A 16,257-nucleotide genomic window follows, 5' to 3' on the forward strand; every position below is an offset into this window, starting at 1 on the left:
GAAATCGGAATAATTATTAACCCGTTTGATAAACTTATCCTGAAAGTTTCTCGTTCTGATCCCAGTATCTAACCATCTAAAAACACACAAAACAACATGAAAAAATTATTTGTTTTCGCTGCTTTGGGATTAGCGGTAAGCACTGTTTCTTTTGCACAAAGTTCAGACTCTACCAAAACGCAAAAAGCAGTTGCAGCTACAAAGGCCACCGCTAAAAAAGTAGGAGCCGAAATAAAAAAAGATGCAAAAATAGTAGGTAAGGGCATAAAAAAAGGGGCAGAAAAAGTGGGTGAAGGAGCTGAAAAGGCTTACGACGGCACTAAAAAAGTAGCGAATAAAGTAGGCGCCGAAGTAAAAGCAGAAGCTAAAAAGCTATAATCCGCTTCATAAAATATTTCAAAAAAAAACCTGTTCCAGCGAGCAGGTTTTTTTGATGTCAAACCATCCCCTTCCCGTTATTTACTTAAAATAATATGCCAGGTACTCCCACTGAATACTTTGTATTTTGCTGAAAAGCTGTTCATGTTTACACCCAGGGAGAAATTAAGCAGGCTGTTAAAATACCCCACATCAACGCCTTCCTTCACTTCTCCGAAGGTATTGACGTATTTGACGGTACCCTCATAAATTTTATCATTTCCGTTAAACACCTGGACTTGAATAGCGTCGCCCATTTTTATTTCCAGCTGATTAAAAAGTTTTTTATCAATATCCGTCCAGACATTACCGTACTGAATGTCTAAAATCGGAATCGTTCCCTGCACCCTTCCCTGTGCAAAAGAAGGTTTCTGATAAGGTATCGAAACAACCTGATTTGGCAGTTTCTGCCCGATCTGTTCATAAGTTATCGTTTTCGAAGCCAGTCTCGCGCCGGTAAAAGCATAGACATCGCGCCCATGAAAGGTGTAGGATTCGTTGGAATTTCTCCTGCGGTTTCTCACTTCATCAATCTCCCGTACTTCCCGAATACCCAATTGCTCCGCAATCAGGGTAAGTGTTCCGTTATCCGGCGTTACAAAATAGTGCCCCGACTTCGTTAACAGCACAACCGATTTCCGCTCTGTGCCCACGCCAGGATCACAAACTGAAACGAAAACGGTGCCTGTCGGCCAATAGGGTGCCGTTTGGACCAGACGATAAGCAGCCTCCCAGATATTATAAGCAGGAATCTCATGGGTGATGTCAAACAATTTAAGATCGGGAGAAACCCCCATAGCAACGCCCTTCATTGCTGAAACAGCCCCATCTTTCAATCCAAAATCCGACTGAAAAACGAGGATATTATTTTGTGCAAACGTATTGAAAAAGGTCAGTAGCGACAGGAAGACAACTCCGCCGGATACTTTAATCCTTTTAAAAGAAGATGAATAGAAACTTGTTGCCATGGCTAAAATTATACAACCGGCCCCTGCGTTTCGAGCAATTTTACCTGTTCAACAATATCATCAGGTGAAAGATATAAACGGGCGATTTTTTGCTTGTAACGTTCAGGCAATTCGGCGTGGTTCAGGATAAAGTTTTTGGTTTCGATGATATAATAACCCAGTCCATGCATGACTGCGAAAGTATCAGCCACTTTTTCGGCTTGACGGATATATTTTGTTGAAAGAAGATAACCATACCCGAACCGGATCATCCCGAAAATATTACGGCTATGGTAATCCATAATATGTCCCAATTCATGTCCAATCCATCCGATCATGATATCGGCCGGGATCTGATGGATGGGGATCGCGGTATGCGTCAATTTGAATAAAGCGCTGATATTAATCTGATAAGCCCACTTTTCCTTCCGATAAAACATGGTCCGGATCTGTGGCTGCGCCTGCATAACCGATTTTTTAATGTTTTGTTTAAACACAAAATCAATCGGTACCTTTTGCAGCTCAGGATAAAAAGAAAGCGCTTTTAAAATTTCCTTCTCAATCACTTTCGGAATTGTCTTGTTCTCCCGAAAATGATCGAAATTTTCTGTTGCTGGTGAACTCGGGGCAGTCATAACGAAAACAGTTTAGATTCAGTCATTACGCCAACAAAAATTGATCCGATCAATCTTTTAATTTCTTCACATCCACTTTTCTCAAAATCTCCTTTTTATCAAATAATAGCCGCCACAATGCAAAAGAAGGAGTTTGAGCACCCAGACAGGCCTTACAAATTTTTGGATCGGCCGGCACATTATATACCACCAGCGTATCATTCAGCGGCTGGACATTATCGCTTAGCGGCGTATTGTTTTTAGCACTGTACAGATATGCTTCCAGCAACTCCTGCTCCTTTTTATCCAGCATTGGATTCTTTGTATCCCCTGCACCTAATAAGGAAATTTTAACGCCGTACTCTTTTTCCAAAGCACCAATTATCGCAATTTGAGACGGATTTTCACATAATTCACCCGCCTTTTCCGGATTTTTGGTCAATGCCTCATCCAGAGATTTTTGTGCCAGTTTTGAGATTTTCTTCCCCCATTCATCTACGGTATAAATCAACTGTGTATTGGTTACACGGACTATTTTAGAAGCTTTGATCTCACTGGATAACTCTTTGGTGTTTTCCAAACGCTTATTATTACACCCCGCTAAAAACAGGCAAAGAATCAGGCAAAAAACAATTCTGTTCATTTTTATTAATAGTAAGTTATAGTCAATGGGTACGCTGAAAGGTGCTTTATGTTGAAATAGGGTCAATTAGTGTCACTCTTTCTTTCAACATTATTTACAACTTTCTAATTCAAAACCGACAACGAACCTACGAAAAACATTCTTCAACCTAAAATGCGTATCTTTGTCGCCCGAATATGCAATGCCAAAAGACATTAAAGCGATATGCAAGATAAATTAGAGGCCATAAAAGAACGTTTCGAAGAAGTTTCGCAACAAATTATACAACCTGAGATCGTTTCCAATTCTGCTAAATATTCCAAGCTAAGCAAGGAATACAAGGATTTGGGCAAGATTGTAGAACAATATGCAATTTACCAAAAGCTTCAGAAAGATATTGCCGGAACGAAGGAAATGATTGTCACAGAAAAGGACGAGGAGCTGCGTCAGATGGCAAAAGAGGAACTGGACGATCTTCTTCCCCAAATGGAAGAAATGGAGCTGATTATCAAAGAATTGCTCATTCCGAAAGATCCGAACGACAGCCGTAACATCATTCTCGAAATAAGAGGTGGTACCGGTGGCGATGAAGCGGCGATTTTTGCCGGCGATTTGTTCCGTATGTACCAACGTTTCTTCGAAAAGATGGGATGGAGGTCTTCTATCATGGATTTCACCGAAGGAACCAATGGCGGATACAAAGAAATTATTTGTAAAGTTGAAGGAGAAGACGTTTACGGAAAGATGAAATTTGAATCCGGTGTCCACCGTGTTCAGCGTGTTCCGCAAACAGAATCTCAGGGACGTATCCACACGTCGGCCGCCTCGGTAGCAGTTTTACCGGAAGCGGAAGAGGTTGATGTTCAGATCAATATGAATGATGTGCGTATTGATACCTTTATGTCATCAGGTGCGGGTGGACAGTCGGTTAACACGACTTATTCTGCGGTGCGCCTTACCCACATTCCTTCCGGGCTCGTGGTGAGCTGCCAGGATGAACGTTCTCAGTTGAAAAACAAGGACAAGGCATTAGGCGTTTTGCGCTCACGTCTTTATGAAATCAAATTGAAAGAGCATAACGACGCGGTAAGTTCTCAGCGTAAATCGATGGTAGGAAGTGGTGACAGATCTGACAAGATCCGTACCTACAACTATCCGCAAAGCCGTATTACGGATCACCGCATCGGTTATACGGTTTACAATTTACAGGCTGTCATGGAAGGCGATATCGCTGAATTTATCGAGCGTCTGCGTATTGCGGAAAATGCGGAAAGAATGCAGGAAGGTGAAATGATGTAATCATTGTTGAAATTATTTTAGCTCCTTTAGGAGCTCCCTGTTTATAGCACTGGAAATTTGGTAACAGGCCACGGCTCCTTCGGAGCCTCCCGGCCACAGCCGACTTAAAACAAATAGATAGTAAATCACAGGAGACTCCGAAAGAGTCAGCTTCATCGCTATCTACATCTTGCTTGCTATAAACAGGATATCCCTACGAATGAGGTGGATTCCTGATCATTTGAAAATGGGGTAATTGATGACAAAATTCATCAATTACCCCATTTTCTCTTATTATCCTGGTTACTTGCCTGTATAAATCGTCTTATAAGTCTTTGCTTTATAATCTTCGAACGATTCTTTTTTGTTATAGTTTTCACCGAAATACGTAATCACTTCATGAAATTCTTTTGACTTCATATAACCCGGTAAAGGCTGGATCATTTGAAATTTATCATCTAAAAAAACCGTCGTCGGATAACTCGGCTGATTATTTGTCAGTGCCAGCGCTATCTGATGCACACCTTTTTGACCCTGTTTCAAAAATTCAAATTTCTGGTTTCCTATCGTTATCGCTTCGGTTTGCTCGGCATTCAGTTTTACGGCATAAAATTTTTTGTTGATATAACTAATCACTTCCGGATTTTTATACGTTTCGCGATCCATTACTTTACACCAGCCGCACCAGTCCGTATAAATATCAATAAGTACTTTTCTCGGCTCCTGCTGGATTTTCGCATAAGCCTGCTCAATGGTCAGCCATTGGATCTCCTCCCCCTTCGCAGGCGTAGAATCTGTGCGAAAACCGGTTAAACCCGTAAACAGAATACAGGAAAAAATAATTGTGTAAGTAAGTCGTTTCATAGTGAGTTTGTGCATACCGCTAAGGAACGAATATTTCTGCTAAATAATTTTTAATGACAAAATATTACGGCAAATTTATATTCAAAGAAATGATTCAATAATGTATCAGTCGGGTTACAACCAAACTGCTGACTGCATAAATTTATCCCGATGGAAGCCAGCAAAGTAATACCGCTTATCCGAATTTTCGACGAAGCAAAAGCCATGGAGTTTTACGTAGACTGGCTTGGTTTCAATATTGACTGGACACATCGGTTCAGTGATAATTCCCCGATTTACCTGCAAATATCAAAAGGCAATATCGTGCTTCATTTAACTGAACACCACGGTGACTGTACGCCCGGAAGCAAGGTCTTTATCGAATGCACCGGTCTGACCAAATATCACGAGAAGCTGCTCGAAATGAATTACCGGTTCAACCGCCCGGGGCTTGAAGACGCGCCCTGGAACGCCAAAACAATGGAAGTTACCGATCCGTTTGGGAATAAATTACTTTTTAGTGAGGCGAATAAATAATTTTTCAATGATCTGTATTCTATTTTTGTTTGGACAAGGAAACAAGCAATCCACCACTGATTATCAGCACCATACCCATCATGATAGGCATGGCAGGAACAGCTTCCCCCATCCATAACCCCAGTAACACGGCAAAAAGGATGTTGGAATAACCAACCGCTGCGACACGACCAGCTTTATCAAACGTGAAAGACTGGGTCATCATAATCTGGCCAATCATCGCTGTGACACCCAATGCCAAAAATCCGACCCAATGTGCCAGCGTCACCGGCCATTTGAAAGTCCCGATTAAAAAATCCAGCCCTTCATGTGGAAAGTAAGTCCCGATCACCATCGAAAATACCGGCAAAATGATTCCGCTTAACATAAAGGACAAAACGATAGCTCTCGTATCATAAACCTGGCCAAGCTGCCGTATCGCCAGATATGCGATGGCCGTTAACAGTGCATTGCCGAGTCCCAAAGCATGATTTTTCAATGACATCGAAAGATCCGGGCGAAACACAAACAATATTCCCACAAAACCCAGCAGGATAGCGATCCACTCCCGGAAACTCAATTTTTCCCCTAACAATAACCAGGAAAGAAAGGCCAGAAAAATCGGATAAGTATATTGGTAGGTAGAAGCCCGACCCAATCCAAGTGTCCGGATTGCGTAAAAAAGCAGGTAAAGCGAGAGCGTTCCTACAACGCCCCTGAAAACAAGAAGTCCCAGTTTTCCTCCTTTTTGCTTCATCGGCCTTTGTAAAATGCTCGTCCCGATAAAAACCACGCCGACAATATTCCTAAAAAAAAACGAGCTGCACCATATGAAAATCACGGCCCAGCCATTTGGAAATAGCCGACATCAGTGCAAAGAAAAAAGAAGCTCCCAACATGAGAAGAACGCCTCTTTGCGGAGCTGAAAGTGATAAACGGTTGATTGTTCGACTTAACAAATGATTGAAATTTTACGCAAAGATAACGTATCCGGTTTTAAGGAAAGTCTTTTACTTTGCGCTTGTCCCGTGGTCGGACCATAATAATTCTGTACCTTTATGACGTTTTTGGTGCCAGAAGTTGCTTCGAATCAACCTTATGGCTTAAAAGGGAATCCCGCGCAAAACGGGAGCTGTCCCCGCAACTGTAAGTCTTATTTCAACATTGATCTCAATCTGCAATGCCACTGTTCAAAACGGGAAGGCACAGGATCAAAAAGACAAGCCAGGAGACCTGCCAGAAATAGTTCAACGTTTTGATTTTCGGCGGAAAAGTCATCTAATCGTTTCGACTATGGTTAATTTATTCTTTCAAGGTGCGTAACAGACAACTGTATTTTTGTCTGATCGCCGGACTTTTCGTATTGCTCTCCACTGCTCAGAGAGCCGTTGCTCAGAAAGATTCTGTCCATCTGACCCCGGTCACCGTATATGGTTTTGCGCCGGAAAGATTCATGAGCGGGTTAAAAGTTCAAAAAATAGATTCGGTCACGATGGAGCAATTCCGCTTTCGAAACATTACCGATTTACTTTCATTAAATACACCCATACTTTTTAAAAATTACGGTCCGGGACAGCTGGCAACCGTAGCCTTTCGCGGAACTTCGCCCAATCATACGGCCGTACTCTGGAATGGTTTAAACATTAACCTGCCCACGCTTGGGCAAACGGATTTCTCAGCGATCCCGGTCGCCGGTTTTGATCAATTATCTGTCCAATACGGCTCCTCGGCGAGCGTTGTCGGAACGGATGCTGTTGGCGGAAGTATTTTATTGGGAAGCGCAAAACCGCAAGCCGGGTTACAGGTCATGATCGGCAGGCAACAGGACAGTTTCCGGAACAGCCAGACGCAGGCGACCCTAAAGTATAGCACCAGCCTCAACAAACAATGGAATTTTTCAGGAAAAACTGCGCTGTATGACGGTAGCATGAAGAATCAGTATCGTGAAACCATACGCAACGGCGTTGACATGATTCGCTCGAAAACCTTTCAAAAGGGCCTGGTCCAGGATCTTTTTTTCACAAATAAAAAACATGAATTGTCGGCGCACGTCTGGCTAACGGATAATGCTTTAACGACCAATCCTCAAAACCTGGCCGGACGGGAGCTGACCCGAATTAAGTCATACAGAACGATGCTCCGTTACCAGTTTGAGGATTGGACCCTACGGACTTCATGGGTCCGGGATGTAATTGATTATGCCGTTGGCGATTACTCCAAGCTCGATCACGCCGTTACAGACCGTTTGGGGATACGCGGAGAACGTACATTTACGTGGAAAATTGGCTCCTCCGGCAGTACCATGCAAGTGCAAACGGGCGGGGAATTCACCCATTATAAAACACAGGTAGAAAACTACGAGCGCCCGGTTATTACCGAAGACCGGGGAGATTTATTCGTATTAACCCGCTTTCAGGTTTCACCCAGGTTATTAGCCTCCCTAAATTTACGACAGGCATTTGTAACGGGTTATAACCCGCCATTTACACCTTCAGTTGGCGCCGAGTACCGTCTGGTTCAGGATAAACCTTATACAATTAAATTAAGAGGCTCGATTGGCAGAAGCTACCGCGTGCCGACACTGAATGAGCGGTACTGGAAAAATTTGGGAAATCCCGGTATCAAACCGGAAAGCGGGTTTAATAAAGAAATCGGGGCGGAAGCTGTTTATGTTTTAAATAAAATCCATTCTTTCACCAGTAATCTCAGCGTTTATCATAACAAAATTGATAACTGGACTTACTGGAATCCAGCCAATAATTTCCATGTTGAAAATCTCCAGTTGGTTATTGCGCGGGGCGTCGAGCTGCAAATGGGTTGGAAAGGAAACTGGGAATACCTAAAGTTGGGAAGTTCGATCAACTATGCACTTACCAGAACATCACAGGAAAAAGTATACGATGCTTACGCTGTGGACGTTGTTGGAAAACAGCTGCCGCACATTCCCGTTCAGGCTGGCAATGTCAATATGTTTGCTGCGTACAAATGGTTTCACCTGACCAACCAATTTCAGGTTGTTTCAAAACGGTTTACAACGGCTGACCACAGTCAATCGGCTGTCGGATATGTATTGGACAATTTGATTCTGGAATCAAATTTTAGCTGGTCTTTTGCCAACGCCTCGTTACAGGGAAGAATCAACAATATTTATAACACTTTTTACCTAACCATTAACGGAAATTCCATGCCCGGGCGTAGTTTTGCCATCAGTTTGGTGCTCTCTGCGAAAACGTCTGAAAAGTAGGACATGATTTCGCAATCAAAATACGGACACACGATCAACCAATTAAGACCAATAACGCTAACAAAATCATATTCAATCGATTATTTTAATACAATGACAATGAGAAAACCACTAACCAGAATTTTAACCGTCACACTTATATCTGCGATCGCATGGTCATGTAATCAAAGTGATCCAACCCCAAAGGGTACTTATGTACAGGGTGTATTTGTGATGAACATTGGAAACTTTTCACAAAATAATGGCAGCATCTCCTTTTTTTCGAGAGAAAAAAACGTCGCTGATGCAGATATCTTCTCTTTGGTGAATACTTCTAAAATTAGCGGTGGAGTACAGGATTACAAAACGGTCGGTGATCAGGGACTTATTTTAATTGACAATTCCAGCCCTGGTGCTGATAAAATTGAGATTGTTAGTGCCAACACGCTGAAAACAGAAGGATCTATTGGTGCCCCTGACATTGAAAATCCGCGTAAGGCGCTGGCCGTTGGCAACGGAAAAGCCTATGTTACCAATTGGAATACACTGAATTCTGATTATTCATTTCCAACAGGATATGTTGCCGTAGTAGATTTGGCAACAAAAAAGGTAACAAAAAAAATCAGCACAGACAGAGGCCCTGAAAATTTGGTTTTGTATAAGGACAAAGTTTTCGTTGGAAATTACTCAGAAAGTAATGGAAAAAATCTTACTGTTATCAGCACTGCAAGTGATGCGGTAACGAAAACCATATCTTTTAAAGCTGTTCCGAATCCAATCGGGATTGATGTAAACAATAAGTTATGGGTACAGGCTGGTCTTGAATTAATCCGTATCAATCCAGAATCCTATGACATTGAAAGCACATTAAAAATCACTTCTGACGCCTCACAATCAGCATATAACTTCGCTATGGGCTCAGACATGAAGACAATCTATTTTGTACTTTCTCCGGATTATGGAAGTCATGGAAATACCTACAAGTTCACAATTACTGATACCCAGGTAAGCCTTACAAACCCTTTCGTAAAAAGACCATTTACCGGGCTGGCTGTTGATCCTTTGCAAGGTCTGGTTTACGGAGCCGTTACACCTTCACCACTTCAGTCTGGGTATGCGATCCGTTATCGTACGGACGGAACATTAGTTGATTCGGTCAAAGTCGGAATATCTCCGATCGGTTTCTTTTTCAGATAATTCAGGCAAAAAAAGAGAAGTCAACTTTCAAAAAGTTGACTTCTCTGAATTACTTCGCTAAGCTTGATTATTTATGCTATCACTTAAAGAACCCCTGTGGATCAGGAAGTTTAGCTTTAAGTAATTCTACAAATTCAAAGTTAATCTGGTTAAAATCCAGCATACGCCCCTTATGCAGGTGCTCCCAGGATTTCTCCGGCTCATTTCGGTTATAGTGCACCAAAGCCAGATTGTATTGTCCCAAAGCATATGTGGAATCCAACGCCACTGCATCTTCAAGTAATTTAAATGCCTCGTCCAATTCCTCCTGCCGCTTATTGATCGCGTAGAGTTTCAGGTCCACCGTGGAAAGATCCACAAGCAAAGGCACATTATTCGACTGAATACTCACGCCCCGGCTTAGCATGCGTTTGGCATCGACCCAATTTTCTTTTTGGTAACAAACAACGCCAAGCCCCCAGTAAGCCTCTACATTTTTATCATTTAATAAATTGGCCAGATTAAAACGGTAGCATGCCGTGTCCAGGGATCCTTCCTGCAGATATTCCCAGGCACGCGCCGAAAAAAAACTGCTCGCTTCTATTCTGCTGCCAAAAGATTTATCGCAATCACTCAGAAAGCGTATCTCTTCGTCAATCTGTTCGGAGTTTTTACTTCCTTCTCCAAACAGGGGTAACACACGTTTTTCTTTTAATTCAAGCGGTCTTTTCTGCGAGATATTGGTATCAGACATCGGTGCCGCGCTTGCCAAATGTTTCTCCTGAGCTAGCCCAAGAGCAGGGATTAAAAGAGCAAACCAAATAACAACGGATTCTTTCATAAATTAAAAAATAGAGAAACAGGTTTTTCTATTGTCCAAGTTAAACGGAAATATTGGATATCGTATTGTATTATTTGCGTTTAGTTCGCTTTGTAGCAGTTCTTCGACGACCCGTATCTTTGGTCTTCGACATAGTTTTGGCTTTGAACAGATGTGCATTCTTTTTTTCATGAAATGCCCCCAAAAAAGTCGGATCTTCCTTCCTTTTCTGGTTATCAATTTCACGAAGCATCATCTGCCTTTCATCTACTGGTGTTTTGGCAATTTCCAGTTCCTGAGGAAGCTCCTCGCGTGGAATTTCCATGCGGATCATCTTCTCAATTTTCACGATATGGTATTCATCGGCGATGGTCATAAAGGTTATCGCCTGGCCTACTGTGTTGGCACGTCCGGTCCTCCCGATTCTATGCACGTAATCTTCATAGATCAGCGGTACATCAAAGTTGATCACATGGCTCACTTCGGTGATGTCAATACCCCTTGCCACCACGTCTGTCGCCACCATCACCCGCACAGAACCTTCCTTAAAGGCATCCATGGCGTTGGTCCGGGTATTCTGTCCTTTGTTGGCATGGATCACGCGAAGCTCATTCTCCTTCACGACGGTATTCAGCAGATAACCATGCACCTGCCCAGCCACCTCGCGGCTCCTTGTAAAAATAAGAACGCGGTTAAACGTTTCCGCATCTTTCAATAAGTAGGTAAGCAGATTGATTTTCGTACGAAAATTCGGCAGTTCATACAATACCTGTGTAACCCTTTCGGCCGTCGTAGCCTGCGGTGTCACTTCAATTCTCGTAGGATATTCAAGAAATTCAAAAGAAAGCCGTTCTACCTTATCTGAGAAAGTCGCCGAGAAAAGCATATTCTGGCGTTTTCGCGGAAGGATTTCCAAAAACTTGCGGATCTGAGGCATAAAACCCATGTCCATCATTTTATCGGCTTCATCCAGAATCATGACGTTGATATGCTTTACAACGATTTCTTCTTTCAGATAAAGATCCATAAACCGGCCCGGCGTAGCGACAATGATGTCTACCCCTTTCCGGATTGCATCAATCTGTGCTTTCGGGCCAATGCCTCCAAAAAGCACAACGGTACGTATGTCAGTATATTTGCTAAGCTGAATAACCGCTTCGGCGATCTGCATCGCCAGCTCCCGCGTCGGGGCCAGAATTAAGGCACGCGGATGCTCTCCCTGCGCATACTTGATACGCATGAGCAAAGGCAATGTATAAGCAGCAGTTTTACCGGTTCCAGTCTGCGCGATCCCTAAAATATCCTGTCCGGCAAGCGCCAAAGGTATTGCCTGTTCCTGTATGGGTGTAGGCTCCGTGTAGCCTGCTTCTTCAATGGCATTGAGTAATTGACGGTTAAGCTTGAATAGCTCAAATTTATTTTGCGTAGTTTGCATCGCGCAAAGGTACGAAAACAAAAATGAGCTTCCATAATTTAAGCCTTTATAGCTTCATCAACCATCGCAACAGAACCTACGTAAATGGGGGACCGCTGGTGAAAATTGGAAGGGACAATATCCAGAATATCCTGAAAACCATCACTCGCCCTGCCGCCGGATTTCTCTGCTATAAATGCCAGCGGATAACATTCATAAAGCAAACGCAGCTTTCCCTTCGGGTCTTTTGCCGTGGCCGGATACAGGTAAATCCCTCCTTTGAGCAGATTGCGGTGAAAATCTCCTACCAGTGAACCGATGTATCTGGCGCTGTAAGATTTTCTTTTGCAATCGGTTATATAATTTTGTGTCGACTTGGGATAGCTGTTATAATTGCCTTCATTAACGGAATACATCACGCCGTTAGCAGGCGAAATAATATTTTTATGCGATAGGATAAATTCGCCTAACGAATGGTCATAGGTGAACCCGTTAACCCCATCGCCAGTCGAATAAACCAGCATCGTCGACGAGCCGTAAAGAATATATCCGGCGGCGACCTGCTTGCGTCCGCCCTGTAAAAAATCGTCGATGGTCGCGGGTGAATTAATGGGTGTGATACGTCTGTAAATAGAAAAAATAGTCCCGATCGAAACATTCACGTCAATGTTGGAAGAGCCGTCCAGCGGATCCATCGCCACCACATATTTTCCATGATGGTTGCCGGTGTAAATAATGTCTTCATTTTCCTCCGAAAGAATCGCACATACTTCTCCCCCATTTTTTAATGCACGGATAAATCGGATATTGGCTATGATATCAAGCTTCTGTTGATTTTCGCCCTGCACATTTTCTGTCCCGTTCGCTCCCGTCACATCAATAAGGCCTGCCTTATTTACTTCGCGGTTGATGATTTTACCGGCCAGCGCAATATCTCTAAGCAACTGCGACAACTCTCCCGTGGCATAAGGAAAGGCACTCTGACTGTGCATAATAAACCGGTCCAGCGTAACACCCACCGGCAAAGCCAGTTCCTGAGCAGTTTTTGACTCCATAACACCCATTTTTTCTAAAATATGAACAAGTTATCAATATATCGATGCACCATCTGACGTATCAAATTTCAAATACTTTTCGGAGAAATCAGCGCGTTCATCAATATATTTTTTAAGTATAAAATTACCTATATACGTCATTCAGGGTGAATAAATTAATAGATCGTCGTGTACAATTCATAAATAAATTTTACGAATATTTTTATCCCAAACTTGTGCTATTTCGACAGGTTAAACCGGTTTAGTAACATTAAAAATGCTTAGTTTACGCCCTTAAAAAATATCCTTTCTTACCTGAACCCATGTATCCATTACTTTTTATCGTTTTATCATTATTCCGATTTCCGCTTTCAGAAAGCGCAGCGGTTAAAAATAAATTTGCGACAGCGAAAGATTCCAGCCAGATTCATGTCCCGATTGGCGGCAATTCCTGGATAGAAAATGGGAAAACAGAGAAAATCACTGAAGCCGGATTGACGCGGTGGACAAGTCCGGAACCGGTTTTACGGTCTTATATCAAATTTGCGAAAACCGGTAAAATCAATATTTCACTAAAAGCTTCTTCCTCAACAGGAAAAAGTAAAATACGGGTCTCTTTTTTGGGTAAATCAAAAGAAATCGAAATAACAGGCCCCGAAAAAGAGTACAATTTAGGGGTATGGGACGTTACCAGAACCGGTTATCTGCAATTTACTGTACAGGGTATTTCAAAATCGGGCGCGGAATTTGGACAGCTGAATGAATGGATTTTATCCGGCGACGCCGCCAATGGAACCGCATTTGTTAAAAACAATCAGGATAATTTTTTCTATTGGGGAAGGCGTGGTCCATCGGTTCACCTCAATTATCCACTTCCTGCTGATGAAAATATCGAATGGTTTTATAACGAAGTAACCGTCCCGGAGAAAGAGGACGTGACAGGTTCCTATTTTATGGCAAACGGCTTCGGTGAAGGATATTTTGGTATGCAGGTCAATTCGGCCACGGAACGCAGGATTCTCTTTTCGGTATGGAGCCCTTTTCACACGGATGATCCCAAATCGATCCCCAAAGACAAACAGATTATTATGCTAAAAAAAGGTACTGACGTCCATACCGGTGAATTTGGCAACGAAGGCTCAGGCGGGCAAAGTTATTTAAAATACAACTGGAAGGCGGGCAATACCTACAAATTTCTGTTACAGGGAAAACCATCCGGCGATAGCACGACCACTTACACGGCCTATTTTTTCGCACCGGAAATAGCCCAATGGAAACTCATAGCCAGTTTCAAGCGTCCGAAAACCCAGACCTATCTCAAAAAATTTCATTCCTTTTTGGAAAACTTCATTCCCGACACGGGTGACAAGGGCCGACAGGTTTATTTCGGAAATCAATGGGTCAGGAATACCGCCGGAAAATGGACGGAATTGAACCAGGCAAAATTCACTGCAGACGCCACCGCCAGAAAGGGCTATAGACTTGACTACGCCGGAGGGAAAGAGAAAAATTATTTCTTCTTGAAAAACTGTGGCTTTTTTAACGAGCTAACGACAATCAACGAAATTTTCACACGGGAATTAACCGGTCAAACCCCCAAAATCGACTTTAATCTTTTGCCTTAATCAATGCACCTGTTTGTAGCGCTCCGGGCCAATGGCTTTCAGACAGCGGCTGAAAGTCGCGCCCGTGGTGCCCAGATAGGTGGCAATATAATGATCGGGGACCCTTCGGAAAACCGACGACGGATGATTGATATAATATTCAATCCGCTGCTCCACCGACAGGTATTTGAAAACTTTCACCTTGTCTGTGAAGTTGACCAGATGCTGTTCGAGCAGTTTTACCGCCAGTCCCGCCATTTGTACATCCTCTTCAATCAGCCTGCGGTAAACGTCGTAAGAAATCGAATAAACCGTGGTGTCTTCCAGCGTTTCCAGAACTTCCCTGGATAACTTCTGCAAAAAGAAACTTTCTGCAATGCAAACAACGTCGCCATCTGAAACGAGCAGCGAAGTGATATCCTCGGCCCCCCTGAGGTAATAGGTCCGCATCACGCCTTTTTGGATAAAGTAAAGGGAAGGACTTACCTGTCCTAGATCGACCAAAACCCTGCCTTTGGGAATCATAAAAGACCTGAAATTTTCCTGAATCCGCTTCATAACCGAAGGTGTCAAACTAAAATTTGACGCTTCCAGCATGTTTTGCAGGGGTTTGAAGCTTTCCATTATTTCATCAATCAGGGGTGAGTTTACCAATTGTTGTGCTGCGACAAGTCAAAATCTTGTCGTAGGACAACGTGAATCCTTGTCATAGAACAAGATATAGATTTATATGATAGAACTTACTTTGTATTGAATAAAAATAACACGGGCCGTCAAATTCCAAAGGAATGAACAGACTTATATCCAAAATGATACTAATGGCTACCATAGCATGGCCATGCCTGGCTCAGGATCAAGGCAGGAGTGAAATTTCAGCCAGCTATTCCATTCTCCCGTCAGAAAACACGCTCGGAAATATCTGGCTCGGATTTTCAAACAAAGGTCCTCATGGAAACCGGAACCTGACCGTCCGTCGGGGTGCTTTTTTTGCTACCTATAAATATTTTATCACGGATCGAATTGCAGTCGGAGCGGCCACGGGTTTTAACCGCTATGCTAATGAAAGCAACTTCCGGTATACGGATTTCACCGGGCTTGATGCGCAGACTGTGACAACGGCCGGAGAAGTAACCTGGATCTTTTTTAAAAAACCGGCAATTAAGCTTTACGCAATGGCAGGACTTGGATTTTACACCATGCGCGCTTCAGTTGATAATTATCATACAGCGACCACCACCAATGGCGCTACCATGCAGATAACACCCATCGGTATTCGATTTGGAAAAAAGATGGGGGTATTTACCGAGCTTGGTTACGGTTACAAAGGCATAATAAATACGGGAGTCCATGTGAAGTTTTAAAATTAAAGTACTGAAGTTGTTTAAACTTATAGATAATCCCGAAGGGATGATATTATTGTAGAAAATGCGGGCAAACATTCAGGTCATAACCCTGAAAGGGTGATATAACCGTTTCAGAAATCGAATTTATAACGCCGCCAAAAATTCTTATTCCACAGCTAATCACAACGAATCGGCCACCCGACGGGGTTTGATAGGACGGCCTCACATTTACTTGCTACAATAATACCATCCCTCCGGGATTTTTGCGGACTGATGGATTTTTTCTAGCCCTTTCGAGTATTATATGAAGGCAAGGGATCAAATTTGGATCGATGCCGAATGCAGGATTAAATCTTGCATTTTACCAAAAAAGCGCTGGAATCTTAAAGATCGCCAGCGCTTTTTT

16 protein-coding genes and 1 riboswitch are annotated in these 16,257 nt (G+C 42.9%); of the genes, 7 read left to right on the forward strand and 9 right to left on the reverse strand.

Annotation, left to right across the window (positions count from 1 at the left end; genetic code table 11):
- The first annotated feature begins 96 nt into the window (after positions 1-96).
- Entirely contained in the window at positions 97-378 is a 282-nt protein-coding gene (locus RB622_RS05065) for a hypothetical protein (protein ID WP_308045438.1), read from the forward strand.
- A 77-nt stretch (positions 379-455) separates the two neighbouring features.
- Here the strand turns inward: RB622_RS05065 and RB622_RS05070 are convergent, their stop codons facing one another.
- Genes RB622_RS05070 through RB622_RS05080 form a run of 3 tightly spaced genes read right to left on the reverse strand, consistent with a single transcriptional unit; the run spans position 456 to position 2,621 of the window.
- Positions 456-1,385 (reverse strand): S-adenosyl-l-methionine hydroxide adenosyltransferase family protein, encoded by a 930-nt coding sequence (locus RB622_RS05070; RefSeq protein ID WP_308045439.1) that lies wholly within the window; start codon positions 1,383-1,385, stop codon positions 456-458.
- Positions 1,386-1,393: 8 nt separating this feature from the next.
- Positions 1,394-1,999, reverse strand: coding sequence for a hypothetical protein (locus tag RB622_RS05075; protein WP_308045440.1), 606 nt, complete (start codon positions 1,997-1,999; stop codon positions 1,394-1,396).
- 49 nt (positions 2,000-2,048) lie between these two features.
- Entirely contained in the window at positions 2,049-2,621 is a 573-nt protein-coding gene (locus tag RB622_RS05080) for a hypothetical protein (RefSeq protein WP_308045441.1), read from the reverse strand.
- A 204-nt stretch (positions 2,622-2,825) separates the two neighbouring features.
- Here RB622_RS05080 and prfA point away from each other — a divergent pair, with 204 nt between their 5' ends.
- Complete coding sequence (prfA, locus tag RB622_RS05085) at positions 2,826-3,899, forward strand: peptide chain release factor 1 (protein ID WP_308045442.1); 1,074 nt, start codon at positions 2,826-2,828, stop codon at positions 3,897-3,899.
- Between the two features lie 282 nt (positions 3,900-4,181).
- On the opposite strand, the gene RB622_RS05090 is transcribed toward prfA, so the two are convergent.
- The gene (locus RB622_RS05090; RefSeq protein ID WP_308045443.1) at positions 4,182-4,742 is read right to left on the reverse strand and encodes a DUF255 domain-containing protein; all 561 of its coding nucleotides are present in this window, start codon (positions 4,740-4,742) and stop codon (positions 4,182-4,184) included.
- Between the two features lie 150 nt (positions 4,743-4,892).
- Here RB622_RS05090 and RB622_RS05095 point away from each other — a divergent pair, with 150 nt between their 5' ends.
- Complete coding sequence (locus tag RB622_RS05095; RefSeq protein WP_308045444.1) at positions 4,893-5,258, forward strand: glyoxalase superfamily protein; 366 nt, start codon at positions 4,893-4,895, stop codon at positions 5,256-5,258.
- A gap of 19 nt (positions 5,259-5,277) precedes the next feature.
- On the opposite strand, the gene RB622_RS05100 is transcribed toward RB622_RS05095, so the two are convergent.
- A complete protein-coding gene (locus tag RB622_RS05100; RefSeq protein ID WP_308045445.1) occupies positions 5,278-5,994 on the reverse strand; it encodes a DMT family transporter in 717 nt (238 codons plus the stop codon).
- Positions 5,995-6,288: 294 nt separating this feature from the next.
- Positions 6,289-6,493: riboswitch (cobalamin riboswitch) on the forward strand.
- Positions 6,494-6,552: 59 nt separating this feature from the next.
- On the opposite strand from RB622_RS05100, the gene RB622_RS05105 reads away from it, so the two are divergent.
- Entirely contained in the window at positions 6,553-8,481 is a 1,929-nt protein-coding gene (locus RB622_RS05105; RefSeq protein WP_308045446.1) for a TonB-dependent receptor plug domain-containing protein, read from the forward strand.
- Between the two features lie 99 nt (positions 8,482-8,580).
- On the forward strand, positions 8,581-9,657 hold the full coding sequence (locus RB622_RS05110; RefSeq protein ID WP_308045447.1) for a DUF5074 domain-containing protein: 1,077 nt from the start codon (positions 8,581-8,583) through the stop codon (positions 9,655-9,657).
- Between the two features lie 79 nt (positions 9,658-9,736).
- Here RB622_RS05110 and RB622_RS05115 read toward each other — a convergent pair whose 3' ends face one another.
- From RB622_RS05115 to fbp, 3 genes are all read right to left on the reverse strand, one after another.
- Positions 9,737-10,477 (reverse strand): hypothetical protein, encoded by a 741-nt coding sequence (locus tag RB622_RS05115; RefSeq protein WP_308045448.1) that lies wholly within the window; start codon positions 10,475-10,477, stop codon positions 9,737-9,739.
- Positions 10,478-10,547: 70 nt separating this feature from the next.
- Complete coding sequence (locus RB622_RS05120; RefSeq protein ID WP_308045449.1) at positions 10,548-11,891, reverse strand: DEAD/DEAH box helicase; 1,344 nt, start codon at positions 11,889-11,891, stop codon at positions 10,548-10,550.
- A 38-nt stretch (positions 11,892-11,929) separates the two neighbouring features.
- Complete coding sequence (fbp, locus tag RB622_RS05125) at positions 11,930-12,925, reverse strand: class 1 fructose-bisphosphatase (protein WP_308045450.1); 996 nt, start codon at positions 12,923-12,925, stop codon at positions 11,930-11,932.
- 302 nt (positions 12,926-13,227) lie between these two features.
- On the opposite strand from fbp, the gene RB622_RS05130 reads away from it, so the two are divergent.
- Positions 13,228-14,529 (forward strand): DUF3472 domain-containing protein, encoded by a 1,302-nt coding sequence (locus tag RB622_RS05130; protein ID WP_308045451.1) that lies wholly within the window; start codon positions 13,228-13,230, stop codon positions 14,527-14,529.
- Here the strand turns inward: RB622_RS05130 and RB622_RS05135 are convergent, their stop codons facing one another.
- The gene (locus RB622_RS05135; protein WP_308045452.1) at positions 14,530-15,132 is read right to left on the reverse strand and encodes a Crp/Fnr family transcriptional regulator; all 603 of its coding nucleotides are present in this window, start codon (positions 15,130-15,132) and stop codon (positions 14,530-14,532) included. It lies immediately after the preceding gene.
- Between the two features lie 164 nt (positions 15,133-15,296).
- Here RB622_RS05135 and RB622_RS05140 point away from each other — a divergent pair, with 164 nt between their 5' ends.
- The gene (locus RB622_RS05140; RefSeq protein ID WP_308045453.1) at positions 15,297-15,869 is read left to right on the forward strand and encodes a hypothetical protein; all 573 of its coding nucleotides are present in this window, start codon (positions 15,297-15,299) and stop codon (positions 15,867-15,869) included.
- Positions 15,870-16,257 lie beyond the last annotated feature (388 nt).

The organism is Dyadobacter sp. LHD-138 (assembly GCF_030929615.1).
Taxonomy (GTDB): domain Bacteria; phylum Bacteroidota; class Bacteroidia; order Cytophagales; family Spirosomataceae; genus Dyadobacter.